Here is a 17,822-nt window from a genome sequence, read left to right as displayed (position 1 = left end):
ATGAGTCGAAATCAATCTTTTAAAAATTACCGGTCAGAATCCCAGCATCAACTCTTTAGAATTAATCTGCTGGTGGCTTTCCTTATTATTTTATCTTTAATCCTTGTTTTAAGACTGGCATTTTTGCAAATTTCCGAATTTAAAAAATATCAAACCCTCTCTTTAAAAAATCAAATGAGTATTATTCCCATTGCTCCACCCAGAGGAGTAATTCTTGATAGGAACGGTGTATTGCTTGCAGAAAACATTCCTGTTTACGTACTGGAAATTATCCCTGAACATGTTAAAAACATGGAGCAAACATTAGCTGAATTACAAAAATTAATTCCTTCGATTACAGAAGAAGATATCAAAAATTTCAAACGTACGCGAAAGCAAAACCGCTCTTTTGTACCCATACCTGTTAAATTAAAATTAACTCAAGAGGAGGTGGCACTTTTTGCCATCAATCAATATCATTTTCCCGGCGTTAGTATTAAAGCGCGTTTGATGCGCCATTATCCTTTAGGTGAGATCACAGCTCATGTTCTGGGTTATGTTGGTCGAATCAATGTTGAGGAATTAAGGGCAGTAGATCCAACTAATTATCGTGCAACAAACTTTATTGGCAAAGCAGGTGTTGAGAAATATTATGAGGATGTGCTTCATGGTAAAGTTGGATACCAAATGGTAGAAACCGACGTCAGTGGGCGCACTCTAAGAGTCATTGATAAAATTAATCCTCATTCAGGAGCAAAACTTTATTTAAGTATTGATGTCAGACTTCAACAAGCAGCATATGAAGCACTCAAAGACAAACGAGGCGCAGTTGTCGTGATTAACTCTAAAAATGGCGAAATCTTAGCTATGGTGAGCTCTCCAAGTTTTGATCCCAATATTTTTGTCGGTGGCGTAAGTACTAAGGAATACAAAAAATTGTCAAATACCTTACAAAGACCGTTATTTAATCGAGCAGTACGAGGTGTATATCCTCCTGCATCAACAATTAAACCATTTGTTGGTCTAGCAGGTTTAGATAAAGGGTTTATCACCCCTGCAACCACTATTTACGATCCGGGTCGATATAAACTGCCTACTGCCAGCCACATCTATAGGGATTGGAAAAAAACAGGCCATGGAATGATTAATTTTAAAAGAGCAATCACTGTTTCCTGTGATACTTATTTTTATCAACTGGGAAATAAAATGGGTATTTCCAATATTGAAGATATGCTCGTAAAATTTGGTCTGGGCCATTTAAGCCATATCGATCTTTATGAAGAAGCTGCAGGTATTGTACCTAGCTTACGATGGAAAAAACAAACTAAGGGAGTTTCTTGGTATCCTGGTGATACCTTAATTACTTCTATTGGACAAGGTTTTATGCTTGCTACGCCATTACAAATGGCAAATGCCACAGCCTCGTTAAGCCAACATGGACAGCGGTTTAGGCCTCATTTATTAACGAAAACTGTAAACAGTGACAGTGGTGAAATCAAACGATACAAACCAGTTGAGGAGTATCCAATTTACCTTAAAGATGAAGCAAACTGGGACATCGTTGCAGATGCAATGCACAACGTTTTAACCAGCAACGAGGGAACAGGTTATCGATTTGGGCGCAACCCCCCTTATCCAGTTGCTGGAAAAACTGGTACAGCACAAGTATTTAGCGGCAGACAATATGAAAAAGTAAAATATGAAGACATCCCCGAAGCATTACGGGATAACTCATTGTTCATTGCATTTACTCCGGTTGAAAAACCTGAAATTGCACTGGCTGTTGTTGTAGAGAATGATGTTGCTGCTTCCACTGTTGCACGTAAAGTGCTTGATACATACTATCAACTTTATCCGATGAAATCTCATGAACAGACGACACACTAAACCCGTTTATCGGTTTACTACAAAATCACTCCATTTGGACTTTCCCTTATTGGGGTTACTTCTTTTATTGATCAGTTTTGGCCTTTTGATTTTGTACAGCGCCTCCAATGCGAATACAAGTATGATTTTGCGCCAATCCATGAGACTCATTTTTGCATCCCTCATTATGATTGTGCTCGGTTTTATCCCTCCTCATAAATATAAAATATGGACTCCGTGGATATATAGCGTAGGGTTGACTTTATTAATTGCCGTGATGCTTATGGGGAAAATTGGGAAAGGAGCACAACGCTGGCTTGAATTGGGTTTATTTCGCTTTCAACCCTCTGAAATCATGAAATTGGCTGTCCCAATGATGGCTGCATGGTATTTTGATCGGCAAGCTCGCCCTAGCAGCTGTAAATCTCTTACTGTTGCAGGACTCATTATCTGCGTTCCCGCGCTGCTTATTGCAAAACAACCCGATTTAGGTACTGCGATTATGGTGGCTGCTGCTGGACTATGTGTTGTATTTTTAGCTGGAATTCGTTTTAAAGTTATTTTGTTGCTCATACTTCTAATAGGCTCTGCCATTCCAGTAGTCTGGCATGTCATGCATGATTATCAAAAACAACGTGTTTATATGCTGCTTGATCCAGAACAAGACCCACTTGGAGCTGGATATCATATTATCCAATCCAAGATTGCCATTGGCTCAGGTGGACTTGCTGGAAAAGGTTGGTTACAAGGGAGCCAGTCTCATCTTAACTTTTTACCCGAACATGCTACAGACTTTATCTTTGCAGTAACAAGTGAAGAGTTTGGCTTCGCAGGTGGATTTGCCATTATTGCCCTTATTGTTTTGACTTCTCTAAGAGGTCTAAACATCGCATCTAATGCCCAAACGACATATACCCGCCTCTTAGCCGCAAGCCTTGCTATGTCCTTTTTTATGTCCGGCTTTGTCAATATTGGGATGGTCATGGGAATTATTCCGGTTGTGGGCATTCCCTTGCCTTTAGTCAGCTATGGAGGCACTGCAATGGTTACCTTTTTAGCGAGCTTCGGGATCTTGATGTCTATTAGTTCCCATAAAATTTTATTTAATAGCTTAAATTGATTGTAATGTGAGCACATTGTGGCCCTGGTATTTTGTAGCCTGAGCGCAGCGGATCCCGATATGGTATGCTGTGCTAAAACGCCCAGGGTCCGCTCCGCTGCACCCAGGCTACATTATTTAAAAAAATTTAAAAAAATTCTGCTACTCGTTCATAACTTCGACGATGAATGGCACAAGGCCCAAGTCGACTTAATGCTTCTCGATGAGCAACTGTCGCATATCCTTTATGTTCTGCAAACCCATAGCCGGGATAAATCACATCAAGCGCTACCATTTCTGCATCTCGGAACACTTTTGCAAGAATTGAAGCGGCACTAATTTCGGGGATTAAATTATCACCTTGTGCAATTGCATTGCAAGGAATACTCAATTTTGGCATGTATATACCATCCACTAATACACGATCCGGCTTGATGGGTAGCGCTTCAACTGCACGCTGCATCGCGAGCAAAGTTGCATGATGGATATTTAAGATATCAATTTCATCTACCTCTGCCCTGCCATATGCATAAGCAATAGCCTGCTCCTTTATTTGCTCGGATAATAATTCGCGTTTTTTTGCGCTCAATTTTTTCGAGTCAGCAAGACCCTCTATGGGATCTTTTAAAATAACTGCTGCAGTTACCACTGCACCTGCCAAAGGACCACGTCCTACTTCATCTACGCCAGCTATAAGCATAATATTCTTCTCTTTCTTTAATCAGTATAGTCATTGGGCATTAACGTTGGCTAATAATACTCTTTTAAAATTGATTTATCATCCAAGAAATGCGATCATGCGCACAAATAATTGACATATGAAGATAATGAGTAAAATTCGTTGTGCAGTCATCGGTGTAGGTTATTTAGGTAAATTTCATGCACAAAAATATCAACTTCTTCCAAATGCAGAGTTAATTGGGATTTGCGATCTGAATCCCACTGTGTTGGAAACAGTATCACAGGAATTGCATGTTCCTGGCTATAATGACTACCATGGCTTATTTGACAAAGTTGACGCAGTGAGTATTGCTGCAACAACGAACAAACACTTTGAAATCGCCAAAGCTTTTTTAGAGCAAGGCATCCATGTTTTAATTGAAAAACCAATTACTGAGACTGTAGCTCAAGCAAAAGAATTAATTCAACTTGCTAAAAAACACCAAGTAAAAATACAAGTTGGACATCTTGAGCGTTTTAATTCAGCACGGTTGGCTTTGGATGAATATTTAGAAACACCTTTATTTATTGAATCAGAACGTTTAGCTCCATTTAAACCACGTGGCGCTGATGTTAACGTAATTCTTGATGTCATGATCCATGATATTGATTTAATTCAAAATATGGTAAAAAGCCCTATCGTCTCAATCCTTGCTCAAGGCACACCGATACTTACCAAAGCGATTGATATAGCAAATGCTCGAATTACATTTGCCAATGGGTGCGTGGCTAATCTTACGGCCAGCCGCGTCAGTTTTAAAACAGAGCGCAAGGCCAGGATATTCCAAAAGAACTCCTATCTTTCAATTGACTATCAGAGCAAAAAACTTGCTGTATTTAAAAAAGGGACTGGAGAAATGTTTCCTGGAATTCCCGATATTGTTCGAGAAGAAAAAGAATATGAGCAAGGTGATGCATTATTTGAAGAAATAAAATCATTCATCAAATGCATCCAGCAAGACAGTACTCCACTTGTAACCGGTGAAGATGGTCTCCACGCACTTGATGTTGCAGAAACAATAACTTCGCTTATCCAGAATAACTTAATTGAACATCATGCAAGACTCTAAACGCATTAGACTTTTTTCCAAACTCGCTGCAGTGAGGAAAGTGCGAGGCAAAGCGGAGCACAGAACCGGAGTATACACGCCGGTACATGAAGATTCGAGCACCGCATCGACGAAGCAATTTTCCACCGAAGTAGAATTTGGAAAAAAGTCTATTGTTATTATTGCAGGTGAGGAATCTGGCGATGTTCATGCATCCGTTCTGATTCGCCAATTAAAAGCTGCCTATTCAAATATCGAAATTAGTGGAATTGGCGGCAGACACATGCAGGAAGCTGGAGCCCAAATAATTACTGACTTAGCTCGCTTTGGTGTCACTGGACTTACAGCAGTTATCCGCAACCTTAATGTAATCCGCAAGGCTTTTTTGGCAATTAAAAAACATTTAAATCAGCAAAAGCCGGATCTACTCATTTTAGTAGATTATCCGGGTTTTAATTTAAGACTGGCAAAATATGCAAAGCAAAAACTAGGAATTAAGATTCTGTATTACATCAGCCCCCAAATTTGGGCCTGGAAAGCAAATCGCATTCATCTTATCAAAAAATGTATTGACCAAATGGCAGTTATTTTGCCTTTTGAAAAAATTATATATGAGAAAGCTCAAGTTCCAGTGAGTTTTGTTGGTCATCCTTTAGTAGAAAAAATAACATCTGTTGATGATTGCCAATCACAACGCAAAGCGTTGGGCCTTCCTCAGGAGGCAAACATTTTTGCCCTTCTTCCCGGAAGTCGTGTTAACGAAATAAAATATCATATGCCGGTGTTGCGCGACACCGCTCTAATTTTGCAGCAACGTTATCCCAATTTACACTTTGTAATTCCCATTGCAGATACAATTAATCCAGAAAAAATCAAACATTATTTTTCTAACCTAAATTTACCTGTTAGCTTTGTACAAGGCCAAGCAGTACACTGCATGGCCGCCGCAAATTTTGTTATCGTTGCATCAGGAACTGCCTCTCTTGAGTGTGCTCTATTAGAAAAACCGATGTGTATTATTTACAGATCTTCCTTTCTTTCCTATGTGTTGGCAATGAAATTTATCAAAGTCAAATTTTTTGGTCTATGCAATCTTTTAGCGAATAGAATGATTATCCCTGAGTTTTTACAATATGATTGCAATGCTCATGAATTGACCCGTTATATTGATCTTTTTTTCAATGATCCAGAGCAACCTACGAAAATGATTTCCCATTTAAATAGGGTAAAAAACTCATTGTCTTCAGAAAAATCCGATCGCTCATTATTTAATCTTGTGGCCAATGAATTGCTCGAAAAAAATGCATAGTTTTCTCTTAAAAATATAGAATATCAATTATCCTTCATGTACAATTAATTTTGCTTTCATTTTGAATGTTAGCAATTGGAATGTGTGATTTAATTAATAATAAGGAAGTTAAGATGACTGTCATTGAAACACCTGAAGCTACATTAAGCATAACGAAACAAGATCAAGGTCTGCAAGATTTGGTCTATAGTTTAGTTACTCGTTTTCTTGCCGAAAATAAAAGCAAAAACATTGATGATCTTTACGATATGATATTATCTGAAGTTGAGCCTCCATTACTTCAAGCAGTAATGGAAAAACGTCGTGGCAATCAACTGCAAGCTGCTAAGATGCTAGGCATTAGCCGCGGCACAATCAGAAAGAAACTCCAAAGATATTTTGGGACTAAATATTTTCGTTTAACTGACGAATAATAATATTTTAAAACTCAGAAATTATTTAGATTTAACAAAGGCTCGATATTCGAGCCTTTTTTTTACAATAAGCATAAATTGGCTTTTTTAAGGATAAATATGTGATGAAGAAAATAATGTATCTCACACCGTTAATAGGCCTTCTAATCACCTCATGTGTTACTGATAAACCCGATGTAATTGCAGATGACGCAGGCAATTTGCATTACACCACTCCCTATCAAGATGATACACGAGGCCGCAACATATTTCCCATGAAACGAGATGTCCAAGGCAAAAAACTCTTTATTTTTGACCCTAAAGCTGGTGCGTGGGCCGCTTATGACGCCCAAGGGAATAGAGTTATGACAGGTAGTGCTTCTGGTGGAATGGATTATTGCGATGATATTCATGAATCGTGCCGTACTGTTGTCGGAACCTATCATGTATTCAATAAAAAAGGAGCCGACTGTAAATCTAATGAGTACCCTATTGCCCGCGATGGCCATGTAGTAGGAGGCGCCAAAATGCCTTATTGCATGCATTTCCATGATGGGTATGCGATTCATGCTGCATATGAAGTGCCTAAATACAATAGCAGTCATGGCTGTATTCGTGTTTTACCTGGGGCAGCAAAATGGCTCAATGAACATTTCATTGATGTAGGAACAGCTGTATTAGTTCTTCCATATGCATAACACATGACCTATCAATCAATTCTGGAAAAGTAAGACTATCATTTTCCAGAATTTTTTAAAAAATGATACTTATTGACTCTCTAAAACACTTATATAAAATGCCCACTAAATATTTACGGAGGGAATTGGAGTATGTCGCTATCAACATTAAATCTTGAACTTTCAGTTGAACAAATAACAGATAAATACATCGAGAGGTCTAACTACTCTACTTTGCGTAACTCATGTATCTTTTTATCGCCAATTCCTTTTGTAACCAGCGAAATTAAGGTTCTACTATCTCATATTCTTCAGATTGATCAGCAGGAATCAGCTTCTAAATTAACATTAGATGCCTGTAAAAAACAACACCAATACGATTTAGATGAACAAAGACGTGATCATCAAGAGTCGGAGGATGATTCTCTTTTGGCAACTAGCTTAGAGTTTCAATTGCAACTCCTGCGTGAGAAAACAAGATCTAGAGAGGTAGAGATACAAAAGTACCAAGAGAATATTCATCACCTTCAAGTCCGCATAAAAAACATTGATGAACTTATTTTAGCTACTCGGAAGAAAGACGAAGAAACGCATCACCATCACTCCCATCCAGAGACTGTGGATCCTCTTTCAAAAACTGCTCATAGTCATTCTCATCCAGAAACAATCGAGCAACATGATGATAAACCCCATGCTCACCCGGAAGTTGCTTCGCATTTAAAAACAACTCATAACCACCCAAGTACAACACAACATGGACACCCAGAAACAGACTTAGAACAAGAGAAAAATATTCTTACAAAAGAACTAAGCTCGCTCCAAAGAGGCTTGAAGAGCGAACAATCACGTCATGAAGAGCTGATTGAAAGTCTAAATAAAATTAGCAAAAAACTTTTGGATTTAGCCGAAAAAGTAAAACAAAGACAGATACGAGCGAAAGCAAGAACAACAAGAGAAGTAGCACGTTTGGCAGATGATCCTACTTTATTGCAGCTTTCAGAAGAAAACCGTCATTCACTGAAAAAAGCTATTGAGGCAGAGCACAAAAAACTGCATCAAAAACAAGAACAATTGATGCAGCGAGCTATTGAGATAAGCTATCAAACTTATCTTACACGTCTTGAAATTTATTTGCAATCGACAACAAGTCAAAGTTACCAGGAAAATGAAGCGCTAAAGCAAATAATTCAACTCATGCATGAATACCTTTCAAGCAAAGCAGAAGAACAAAAAATAAGATTGGCACGAAATAACGCTTTTCTTGAGAAAGAAAAAATAGTAGCGGATAAGTCTCAAAAAGAAAAAAAAGTGGAACAATTTAAACAATCAAATCCGCAGCTAGCGTCACAAAATGTAAGTTTAGGCAAGGAAAGTGAACAATTAGAAATCGCTATTGCAGAACGTCGTAACTATAGGAATACTCTTCTCAAAATAGGATTACTTTTCTTTTTTTTGACGACTGGAGGGGCCGGCGCAGGAGTAGCTGCTGCAGGAGGTATTTTTGCGGTAACGCCTCTATTTATGGCTCCAGCCGCAGTGCTTGCTGTCCTTACGTTAAGTCTGTTTATTGCTGCATTGATTTACACAGTTAAAAACAGTATGGACAGCAATCAATTAAATAAAAACAAAACAATGATAAAAGATAATCGTGCAAAAATTTCCCAGCAAGATAGTGAAATAATTTCGCTTGAAAATGAAATACTTCCTCAACTAGCAAATGAAATAAGTGAGGCTGAACGTAATCTGAGCGTGCTTGATAAACGCATTGAGAGGTTACAGCAACAGGCTGAATTGAAATTAAACACGGCAAAACAAGTAACGGTGCAATATCCAAGCAGTCAGTTACCATTTATTGGGCAAGCTCAACATACCTCTCAAGCTGCATATCAAGATACAAGTACCCCGTCAGCCCCATATATGGATGAGTTTCTTGAAGGGTGTACGTTTCCCCCCTAATTAAAAATTGTAATGTGGGTGGAGTGAGGCAGAACTGCCATAAATGGCAGCTCTGCTACTTCCCTCTGCCACTATTCTTAAACTGGCAGTATAGTAGCCCGGGTGCAGCTAAATATTAAACTGCAGATGAAACCAATAATTTATTAATTCGATTTACAAAGTCTGCAGGATTATCTAATTGCCCACCCTCAGCTAAAACGGCTTGTTCAAACAGCATAGTGACCCATAATTCAAACAAATCATCATCCTGAATATCATGTAACCGTTTAATTAACTGATGTTCAGGATTTATTTCAAATACAGGTTTGCTTATAGGGACCTGCTGACCAGCAGCCTGCAAAATACGTTGCATTTCTAATCCCATATCTTGCTCATCTGCAACAACACAAGCAGGTGAATCGGTCAGCCTGTTTGTCACCATCACATCTTTAACCCGTGTATCCAAAACCTTCTTAATATGTTTTAGCAAAGGTTCAAGAGTTTTTTCTTGTTCTTTGATTTGCTCAGGTGATTCATCGCCTAACTCTACCTTTCCTTTGGAAATAGACTGCAGTTTCTTTCCTACATATTCACTTAAATAACCAACCAGCCACTCATCAACTTTGTCGCTAAGCAACAATACTTCAATTCCTTTTTTTCTAAAAATTTCTAGGTGAGGACTGTTTTTAGCCGCATTATAACTGGACGCAGTGATGTAATAAATTTTGTCCTGTCCTTCTTTCATACGACTGACGTACTCATCCAAGGTTGCTTCTTGTTTCTCGGAACCAGTTGCCGTTGTTGCAAAACGCAACAACTTGGCAATAGCTTCTTTATTGGTAAAGTCTTCAATTGGCCCTTCTTTTAAAACCAATCCAAACTCATTCCAAAACTTTTGATAGGTTTCCTTATCTTGAGCACTCATTTTTTCAAGCATGGCTAAAACACGTTTTGTACATGCAGAACGGATGCTCTCTACTTGTTTATTGTCTTGTAAAATTTCTCGCGACACATTAAGTGGTAAATCACTCGCATCAACAATACCTTTTACAAAACGCAAATAACGAGGTAAAAACTGAGTTGCATCGTCCATAATAAAAACACGTTTAACATAAAGCTTTAAGCCATGTTTGACTTCATGTTGCCATAAATCAAATGGCGCATGTGCGGGAATATAAAGCAAAGAAATATAATCATGCTTTCCTTCAACATGGTTATGCGACCAAATGAGCGGATCTTGGAAGTCATGAGAAATATGCTTATAAAGCTGTTTGTACTCTTCATCAGAAATATCTGATTTTTGCATTGTCCATAAGGCTGTTGCCTTATTTACCGTTTCATATTCGTTTGATTCTTTATCTCCATCCTGAGAAATTTTCTTCATAACAATTGGCCAGCAAATATGATCTGAATATTTACTGATAATACTACGCAGACGCCAATTGCTGAGAAACTCATCATTCTCATCTTTGATATGTAAGGTGATTTCAGTACCACGAGTTGCTTTATTTTCAGAACCAATGGTAAATTCTCCTTCGCCATTGGATTCCCAAATAATTCCTTCTTCGGGTTTCACTCCCGCTCGTCGGCTTTTAACAGTTACCTTATCGGCAACAATAAATGCTGAGTAAAAGCCCACACCAAATTGTCCGATTAATTGAGAGTCTTTTGCACTTTCCCCAGTTAAATGGCTCATGAATTCTTTGGTGCCCGATTTCGCGATTGTACCTAAATTGTCAACAGCCTCATCCCAACTTAAACCAATACCATTATCTTTAATCGTAATTGTTTTTAACTTCTCATTAACATCAATAGTAATTCTTAAATCAGAATCATTTTCATACAGCGAGCCGTTTGATAAAGCTAAGAATCTTAATTTATCCAAGGCATCAGAAGCATTGGAGATTAACTCGCGTAAAAATATTTCCTTGTTGCTATAAAGTGAATGCACTACCAAATGCAACATTTGCTTTACTTCTGTTTGAAAGCCCATGGTTTGTTGCTTACTTGACATTTACCTAATCTCCTATGACACATTTTCTTAATGATGTATGTCATATAGGGTTTGAATTGATAAATTTCAAGGGGTAAAGAATGAAATTTGCTATTAAATCTCTTTAAAAACTCGCTGCAGAGATAAATGCTATGACTAGTTTTTTAACTATCTGTCATGAACTCTGATCTTGTTACTTTCCTAAGTTCATCTTTTTCTTCTTCTTTGATAGTTTGTGCTTCGTTGGTGCTAAAAAAGCCAAGTCTGTGTATTGTGCCTCGATGGTTTTCTTCCGGACTAAGATCTGTCGTTTCTTCCTCTTCTATTTGTAACTGAGATTGCTGCAGAATAACTGCATGACCATGTTGAAACGATTCACCGTTATCCTTTAGAGAGAGTGTATCCGGTTCTTCTGTGATAGATTCAGGTAAGTTGAATCGTTTTCTTTTTCTTTCCAGTGAAAAATTCTGCATTAGATACAAGCCAGTAGAGGGGGTGGAATTGTCTCTGGGTGGTTCAAAGTATTTTAAAGGAGTCACGACATCAGATGCCATGTCATCATGCTTTTGTTTCTTTGCTTTGGAAAGCGTATTGAGGGCCTCTTGATAAGATTCCTGCCGATTTAGTAATTGATTAATATAATCTTCTGCGTAAGACCAATGTTCTTTTGAAAATGATTTTTTAGCAATCATTTCCAGGTCTTCCCTCGTGAGTTCCGCTATCCGACAAAGTGTTGTAATCAATTCAGTTCTATTGCTAAATAAAAGTTTTGCTACTGGGGCTTTAAGTTTTTTATTCTCATGGTCGATAAGACTTGATAAATAATGCCATGAATCCTCCTGGTCTTCATTAATTTCCTCAGAAATATAGGAAATTAATAAATTTTCCAATCGATCAGCCAAATTAGTGTAGGTATTCTCAAATACCGAAGAATGAAAGCTGCAGCCTGGATCAAGACGTACAGCAATAAATTCATCTCCTATGTTTACAAACCCAAAATTATCATCAGCCCAATCAATTTCCCCTAAAAAATGGCAAGCCACCATGATAGCGGTTAGCTGACGAATTTTTACCGATAAGATAGGTTTCTCGACACTCTCTGGCCAATTAAAAAATATCTCGCCTTTGGAGTCAATTCTAATAACCCGAACCCAATCTTCATAACGCTCTAACTCATTAGAAATGCGGTAGTATTTACCTTTTTCTTTATTTTTGGCTAAATAATAGTCTGGTTGAGGTTCGCCCAAAATAAACTTTAGGAGATTTCCCGAAAAAACTGCTAATTCGGCTGCTAGAAGAGGATCGGATGACCTTTCTAATTGATTATTGGAGGAGTATCTAAATGGCCTCCCTTCATGTTCACAACACAGGAATTCTGTTTTGTTAAAAACCATAGAATTGTGCATGCAGGTAAGCCTCACAGCTGCTTCGGGTGCTTTCGACTTATCCATAGACTCAACAGGAGTCTGACTCGTTTCAAATTTTAAATCCATAGCAAGATTAGATCAATATGTATATGAGCTAAATTATACAACTCTATTCTTAAAGTAATCTTAAGATGAGGTCCGATGTGCACACCAACCAGAAAATATTAGAGATGAATGATTCATCTTATGGGTTTGTTTATTCTTATCATTTAATTCTTTTGCAGTAGAATCGAAAAAAAAGTCTATTTAAGCTACTCGTAATCAAACCCCGGCATCGTTAAGGTCCCGCCGGAATGGATAATTAATACATTACCTTTCAATTGTTCAGTTTTGATGTATTTCCTTGACTCATAAAATAGCTTTGCTGCATAAATGGGATCAGCCAAAATCCCCTCTTCTCGTGCCAAACGTTTTATTTCATTTTTAATGGTTTGATTCACTGAGCCAAAAGCCTTGGCCGTAGTAGGGTAAAAACAAAGAAAATTCTGGGGAATTAGTTCAATCCATTGCTTTAGTTTATTTCGAAACGTTAGCTCATCATCAGCCAATAACAATACATAAACCCGGGCAGAATGACTTAATCGGTTCAAACCTTTAATAAGTCCAGCTGCAGAAAATCCTGTTCCCGAGTCAATAAAAATGTGTTGAAACGTAAATCCCAATGAATGCTCATTTAAAATAATATCATCAGCAAGGGTTAACGCACCGTTCATTGCTTGCGGAACACTTGCTCCTTCTTGTAAAACAAATCCAGGCTCCTTTAATGTCAGCAGGTAATTATTTGCCAATTCATTAACCTTCGACCAATCGTTACGAGCAACCCAGACAATTTCCTGCTCCTTAAGAAATAAACGACTTAATTTATAATTCCCGTGCAGCTCCAATTGCCAAGGCTGTATCAAGAAAGCTGTTACTTTCAGCTTAAATTCGCGCGCTAATTGTAATGCAGCAAGTAAATTGTTGGATTGGGATCCTGCAATAATAATTAAGTGCCGAATTTCTTGCTCAATCAAAAAAGGGAAAAGGCTAGCATATTTACGTAATTTTGAACCACTGATACCACAGCCTAACTCATCATCTCTTTTAACATAACAACTTACTTCTTGATCAGGAAATTGATTTAAACAATGTACACGACTGGATAAATTCCACATAGATTAAATATTTTGTAGCCTGGGTGCAGCGCAGCGGAACCTAGGGAAATAAATTGTATAGATAAACCCGGGTTTCGCTGCGCTGCACCCAGGCTACAAATCATTTTGTCACATTAATGAGCATCTCTTACGAAATCAAGATGGCTATCAGTTGAAGTTGATTCATGAAACTTATAACCCAACTCATTAAATTGCTTCAAGTGTTCTAAATCATCAAATTGATTTTGCATGAGAAATCTGGCCATTGTCCCTCGTGCTTTTTTAGCATGAATACCAATCATCTTTAGCTGATCATTTTTTCTTTCATAAAAATTGATTGTAATAATTGGATAATTCAATCTCTTTTCATCTACAGCTTTAAAATATTCACTTGATGCCAGATTAATCAATACTGGATTTTCCTGCGCTACTAACTGTTGATTTAGCGCATTCGTTATTGTTTCTTGCCAAAAACCATACAAATTCTTCCCTGCAGGATTCTGTAAACGAACGCCCATTTCAAGCCTATAAGGTTGGATATTGTCCAAAGGTTTTAACATACCATAAAGCCCAGACAAAATTCGCAAGTGATTTTGCGAATAGTCAATCGTCTTTTGCTCCCAGCTTGCAGCTTTTAAACCTTGGTAAACATCTCCCTGAAATAAAAGTAGAGCAGGATATGCGTGTGATGATGCTTTATTGTCCAAACAAAAATCTTGATAACGTTTATAATTTAATTCAGCCAAATCCTTGGACAAATCCATTAAAGCAGCTATGTCAGCAACTGATTTAGTTTTCATCAGTTTAACTAGAGTGTTGGTTTTATCAACAAACATAGGATTGGATGTCGTTCCGGGATAGGGCTTGGAACTATTTAATAATTTTTTAGCTGGTGATAATAAAATAAGCATAATCAATCCATAGAAATTTAACGTGCGGTACCTGAAACCATACCAACCCGTGGTCTAAAGACATAAATCGTTATGGGATCACTCGTTTCAATTACATTTCCATCCGCATCGACAATTTGCACGGCCAAAGTATGCGATCCCCTATACATACCTTTTATTTCAAACATTGGAGTTGTTTGCGGTTCCCCAAGCACGCCATTATCATAAATCAATTGTAACTTATCTACCGAGCGCAAATCAGGTTCTACTTCTGCAGTCACCATAACAAAACCTTGATTATTACGAATCGTTGCCCCGGTTTGGGGTTCGGCAATTGCTATTTTAGTGTAGGAATGCTTGAACTTTATCGCATCATCTTGATTTATTTGTTCAGGTTTTTGTGTTGGAGTTTGCGGAGTCGAAGGAGTTGGTGATGAAAAACTTTGTGTCTCGGGAATTATCACAGTTTTCGCTCTCTGGCGCGGAGTATCACTGAAATGAACATTTCCTTGACTATCAGTCCACTTGTAAATTTGCGTCGCATAGGATGCAACGCAAATTACCATTATCAATGGTAGAGAGACAAAAAATTTACTCATCACCATTATTCCTATAGGCTGTAATACAACTCAAACTCATAAGGATGGGTCAAGCTTCTAATCTTACTTATTTCTTCTTCCTTCATGCTAATGTAATTATTAATGAAATCCTGTGTAAATACATCGCCTTGTAATAAGAAATCATGATCCATTTTCAGATTTTCCATAGCTTGCTCCAAAGAAGCACATACTGTAGGTACATCTACAAGTTCTTCTGGTGGTAAATCATAGAGATCTTTATCCATAGCTTGACCTGGATGAATTTTCTTTTGGATACCATCCAGCCCTGCCATCATCATAGCAGCAAATGCCAGATAGGGATTCGCAGTAGGATCAGGGAAACGAACTTCGATACGACGCGCCTTAGGATTATTCACATGAGGAATACGAATTGCAGCAGAGCGGTTTCTTGCAGAATAAGCTAATAGAACCGGAGCTTCAAAACCAGGAACTAAACGTTTATAACTGTTGGTTGATGGGTTAGTAAACGCGTTTAAAGCACGTGCATGCTTAATTATTCCACCTATATAATAAAGTGCCATTTCGGAAAGACCGCCATATTGATCGCCAGAAAACAGGTTCACACCGTCTTTGGCTAATGATTGATGGCAATGCATACCGCTTCCATTATCCCCAACTAAAGGTTTGGGCATAAAAGTAGCTGTTTTACCGTAATTATGCGCAACATTATGAACTACATATTTTAAAACCTGTAATTCATCTGCCTTCTTGGTCAATGTATTAAATCGAGTAGCAATTTCACATTGGTTTGCTGTAGCTACTTCATGATGATGTGCTTCAACAACAGTTCCTAATGATTCAAGGATCAAGCTCATTGCAGAACGCATATCATGAGAAGAGTCTACTGGAGGAACGGGGAAATAACCACCTTTTATCGCTGGGCGATGTCCAATATTACCCCCTTCTAACTCTTTTCCTGAATACCACTGTGCCTCTTCTGAATCAATTTTATAGAAAGCACCGCCAATGGTTGTTTCCCATTGCACGCTATCAAAGACAAAAAACTCAGGCTCGGGGCCAAAATACGCTGTATCTGCAATACCAGTAGATTGCAAGTAAGCTTCAGCGCGTAACGCCAATGATCGGGGACAACGTTCATATCCCATCATGGTTTTTGGATCTACTACATTACATCGAATAAATAGAGTGTTGTCTTGAAAGAACGGGTCAAGTTTCATGGTTTCCAAGTCAGGCATCAAAGCCAAATCAGATTGGTGAATTTTTTGCCAACCCTTAAAAGAAGATCCATCAATCATTTTTCCATTTTCAATAAAATCATTATCCACTGATGAAATTGGAATGGTTATATGTTGCTCTTTACCACGTATGTCCGTAAACCGCAGGTCAACTAATTTGGCGTCAAGTTCCTTAATCGCCTCAAGTACTGTATTTTTGCTCATTATTGCTCTCCAGGATAGTCTGGTTGTATAGTGTACCTTAAGTGACTTATTAAACCCAATAGATTAAACTCTATGTTTTAACATAAACCATAAAAAATATGGGTGCATACCAATATCAGGCGCTGCAAAAAAATGGCAATGCGACCAAAGGGGTACTGGAAGCTGATTCTGAGCGTCATGCTCGCCAACTTTTGCGTGATCAGGGATTAATTCCGACTCAAGTTCGTGTATTGACCCAACAACGTACAGGAAGTCATGCCAAAAGCAAAATTTCTGCAGCAGATCTTGCCCTGTTTACACGTCAATTAGCCACATTGCTTGCTGCCGGGATTCCAGTTGAAGAATCATTACGTGGAGTGAGTGAGCAAACAGAAAAAGACAAAGTCAGAGAGCTCATTATAGGTGTGCGTGCAAAAGTACTTGAAGGTTATGGATTAGCACAGGCCATGGCTCAATTCCCATCCGCATTTCCTGAGTTATATCGTGCTACTGTTGGTTCAGGGGAACAAACTGGCCGCCTTGATGTGGTTTTAGAAAAACTCGCGGATTATACTGAAAACCAGCAGCAAACAAGACAAAAAGTTCAGCAAGCGCTGATTTATCCGCTTATTATGATTATTGTTTCAATCGCAATTATTAGTTTTTTGCTGAGTTTTGTTGTTCCCAAAATTATTGAAGTATTTACCAGCGGGGGACAAACCCTGCCCGAAATGACTCTATTATTAATTAATATAAGTCACTTCGTTAAAGATTATGGCCTTTATACCTTAATCGCACTTATCCTAATAATTTTTGCCTTTAAGAAAAGTTTAAACAATGAAAAGATTAAAACTGCTTGGCATCGTCTGTTATTAAGGCTTCCTATAATTTCGTATTTGGTAAAAACAGTTAATGTTTCGCGTTATATACATACTTTTGGTATACTTTTCGCAGCAGGAGTAAGTGTTCTAGAAACAATGCGTGTTGCAGCAAGTCTAGTAACCAATGTCGTTATGCGGCAAGCTTTTGATACTGCTACAATAAAAGTTAGGGAAGGATGTGGTATTAATGAGGCTTTAAAAGAAACGGGTTATATTAGTCCGATGGCAATTCATTTAATTGGTAGCGGTGAAAAAAGTGGCCAATTGTCAAACATGATGGAACGCGCCGCCGCTCACCTGGATAATGAAGTCAAACGGCTAATTGATACATCATTAACTTTATTGGAACCTATGGTGATCTTGTTGATGGGTGCAATCGTTTTGTTTATTGTCTTAGCTACTTTATTACCTATTTTTTCAATGGAGCAGTTAATTACTTAAAAGGCCAAACGCGTAGCAGGTGATCGCTTCAT

General features: G+C 38.1%; 15 protein-coding genes. 8 read left to right on the top strand and 7 right to left on the bottom strand.

What is annotated here, in order from left to right; genetic code table 11:
• The gene (gene mrdA, locus A8O27_RS08020) at window positions 1–1,866 is read left to right on the top strand and encodes a penicillin-binding protein 2 (protein WP_058459747.1); all 1,866 of its coding nucleotides are present in this window, start codon (window positions 1–3) and stop codon (window positions 1,864–1,866) included.
• The gene (gene rodA, locus A8O27_RS08015) at window positions 1,847–2,965 is read left to right on the top strand and encodes a rod shape-determining protein RodA (RefSeq protein ID WP_058459746.1); all 1,119 of its coding nucleotides are present in this window, start codon (window positions 1,847–1,849) and stop codon (window positions 2,963–2,965) included. The genes mrdA and rodA overlap by 20 nt, the downstream gene beginning before the upstream one ends.
• Before the next feature lie 127 nt (window positions 2,966–3,092).
• Here rodA and rnhB read toward each other — a convergent pair whose 3' ends face one another.
• Window positions 3,093–3,644, bottom strand: a complete 552-nt coding sequence (gene rnhB / locus A8O27_RS08010) for a ribonuclease HII (protein WP_058459745.1) — start codon at window positions 3,642–3,644, stop codon at window positions 3,093–3,095.
• A 127-nt stretch (window positions 3,645–3,771) separates the two neighbouring features.
• Between rnhB and A8O27_RS08005 the strand changes: the two genes are divergently transcribed.
• The 5 genes from A8O27_RS08005 to A8O27_RS07985 all read left to right on the top strand — a co-directional run bounded on the left by A8O27_RS08005 (window position 3,772) and on the right by A8O27_RS07985 (window position 9,047).
• Window positions 3,772–4,734: a Gfo/Idh/MocA family protein gene (locus A8O27_RS08005; RefSeq protein WP_058459744.1), complete on the top strand. Its 963-nt coding sequence runs from the start codon at window positions 3,772–3,774 to the stop codon at window positions 4,732–4,734.
• Window positions 4,721–6,022: a lipid-A-disaccharide synthase gene (lpxB, locus tag A8O27_RS08000; RefSeq protein ID WP_235810531.1), complete on the top strand. Its 1,302-nt coding sequence runs from the start codon at window positions 4,721–4,723 to the stop codon at window positions 6,020–6,022. The genes A8O27_RS08005 and lpxB overlap by 14 nt, the downstream gene beginning before the upstream one ends.
• Before the next feature lie 113 nt (window positions 6,023–6,135).
• Window positions 6,136–6,435: a helix-turn-helix domain-containing protein gene (locus tag A8O27_RS07995; RefSeq protein WP_058459743.1), complete on the top strand. Its 300-nt coding sequence runs from the start codon at window positions 6,136–6,138 to the stop codon at window positions 6,433–6,435.
• 104 nt (window positions 6,436–6,539) lie between these two features.
• The gene (locus A8O27_RS07990) at window positions 6,540–7,112 is read left to right on the top strand and encodes a L,D-transpeptidase (RefSeq protein ID WP_058459742.1); all 573 of its coding nucleotides are present in this window, start codon (window positions 6,540–6,542) and stop codon (window positions 7,110–7,112) included.
• Window positions 7,113–7,244: 132 nt separating this feature from the next.
• Complete coding sequence (locus tag A8O27_RS07985; protein ID WP_058459741.1) at window positions 7,245–9,047, top strand: hypothetical protein; 1,803 nt, start codon at window positions 7,245–7,247, stop codon at window positions 9,045–9,047.
• Between the two features lie 115 nt (window positions 9,048–9,162).
• Here A8O27_RS07985 and htpG read toward each other — a convergent pair whose 3' ends face one another.
• From htpG to glnA, 6 genes are all read right to left on the bottom strand, one after another.
• Window positions 9,163–11,040 (bottom strand): molecular chaperone HtpG, encoded by a 1,878-nt coding sequence (gene htpG, locus A8O27_RS07980; RefSeq protein ID WP_058459740.1) that lies wholly within the window; start codon window positions 11,038–11,040, stop codon window positions 9,163–9,165.
• A 143-nt stretch (window positions 11,041–11,183) separates the two neighbouring features.
• On the bottom strand, window positions 11,184–12,512 hold the full coding sequence (locus A8O27_RS07975; protein ID WP_058459739.1) for a hypothetical protein: 1,329 nt from the start codon (window positions 12,510–12,512) through the stop codon (window positions 11,184–11,186).
• A gap of 185 nt (window positions 12,513–12,697) precedes the next feature.
• A complete protein-coding gene (locus A8O27_RS07970; RefSeq protein ID WP_058459738.1) occupies window positions 12,698–13,600 on the bottom strand; it encodes a pyridoxal-phosphate dependent enzyme in 903 nt (300 codons plus the stop codon).
• Window positions 13,601–13,713: 113 nt separating this feature from the next.
• Window positions 13,714–14,490 (bottom strand): peroxide stress protein YaaA, encoded by a 777-nt coding sequence (gene yaaA / locus A8O27_RS07965; protein ID WP_058459737.1) that lies wholly within the window; start codon window positions 14,488–14,490, stop codon window positions 13,714–13,716.
• A 17-nt stretch (window positions 14,491–14,507) separates the two neighbouring features.
• Window positions 14,508–15,068, bottom strand: a complete 561-nt coding sequence (locus A8O27_RS07960) for a DUF4124 domain-containing protein (protein WP_058459736.1) — start codon at window positions 15,066–15,068, stop codon at window positions 14,508–14,510.
• 11 nt (window positions 15,069–15,079) lie between these two features.
• Window positions 15,080–16,489: a type I glutamate--ammonia ligase gene (gene glnA / locus A8O27_RS07955; protein WP_058459735.1), complete on the bottom strand. Its 1,410-nt coding sequence runs from the start codon at window positions 16,487–16,489 to the stop codon at window positions 15,080–15,082.
• Window positions 16,490–16,587: 98 nt separating this feature from the next.
• On the opposite strand from glnA, the gene lspF reads away from it, so the two are divergent.
• Window positions 16,588–17,790 carry a GspF family T2SS innner membrane protein variant LspF gene (lspF, locus tag A8O27_RS07950; protein ID WP_058459734.1) on the top strand — a complete coding sequence of 401 codons (1,203 nt, stop codon included), beginning with the start codon at window positions 16,588–16,590 and terminating at the stop codon, window positions 17,788–17,790.
• The last annotated feature ends 32 nt before the right edge of the window (window positions 17,791–17,822 follow it).

Source organism: Legionella bozemanae (assembly GCF_001648595.1).
GTDB classification, from domain to species: Bacteria; Pseudomonadota; Gammaproteobacteria; order Legionellales; family Legionellaceae; genus Legionella; species Legionella bozemanae.
This window is presented reverse-complemented; position numbering and strand designations above follow the sequence as displayed.

Bases quoted from the DNA above. Each gene is read 5' to 3' on its own strand.
- mrdA (WP_058459747.1), top strand. From the start codon at position 1: ATGAGTCGAAATCAATCTTTTAAAAATTACCGGTCAGAATCCCAGCAT.
- rodA (WP_058459746.1), top strand. From the start codon at position 1,847: ATGAACAGACGACACACTAAACCCGTTTATCGGTTTACTACAAAATCA.
- rnhB (WP_058459745.1), bottom strand. From the start codon at position 3,644: ATGCTTATAGCTGGCGTAGATGAAGTAGGACGTGGTCCTTTGGCAGGT.
- A8O27_RS08005 (WP_058459744.1), top strand. From the start codon at position 3,772: ATGAGTAAAATTCGTTGTGCAGTCATCGGTGTAGGTTATTTAGGTAAA.
- lpxB (WP_235810531.1), top strand. From the start codon at position 4,721: ATGCAAGACTCTAAACGCATTAGACTTTTTTCCAAACTCGCTGCAGTG.
- A8O27_RS07995 (WP_058459743.1), top strand. From the start codon at position 6,136: ATGACTGTCATTGAAACACCTGAAGCTACATTAAGCATAACGAAACAA.
- A8O27_RS07990 (WP_058459742.1), top strand. From the start codon at position 6,540: ATGAAGAAAATAATGTATCTCACACCGTTAATAGGCCTTCTAATCACC.
- A8O27_RS07985 (WP_058459741.1), top strand. From the start codon at position 7,245: ATGTCGCTATCAACATTAAATCTTGAACTTTCAGTTGAACAAATAACA.
- htpG (WP_058459740.1), bottom strand. From the start codon at position 11,040: ATGTCAAGTAAGCAACAAACCATGGGCTTTCAAACAGAAGTAAAGCAA.
- A8O27_RS07975 (WP_058459739.1), bottom strand. From the start codon at position 12,512: ATGGATTTAAAATTTGAAACGAGTCAGACTCCTGTTGAGTCTATGGAT.
- A8O27_RS07970 (WP_058459738.1), bottom strand. From the start codon at position 13,600: ATGTGGAATTTATCCAGTCGTGTACATTGTTTAAATCAATTTCCTGAT.
- yaaA (WP_058459737.1), bottom strand. From the start codon at position 14,490: ATGCTTATTTTATTATCACCAGCTAAAAAATTATTAAATAGTTCCAAG.
- A8O27_RS07960 (WP_058459736.1), bottom strand. From the start codon at position 15,068: ATGAGTAAATTTTTTGTCTCTCTACCATTGATAATGGTAATTTGCGTT.
- glnA (WP_058459735.1), bottom strand. From the start codon at position 16,489: ATGAGCAAAAATACAGTACTTGAGGCGATTAAGGAACTTGACGCCAAA.
- lspF (WP_058459734.1), top strand. From the start codon at position 16,588: ATGGGTGCATACCAATATCAGGCGCTGCAAAAAAATGGCAATGCGACC.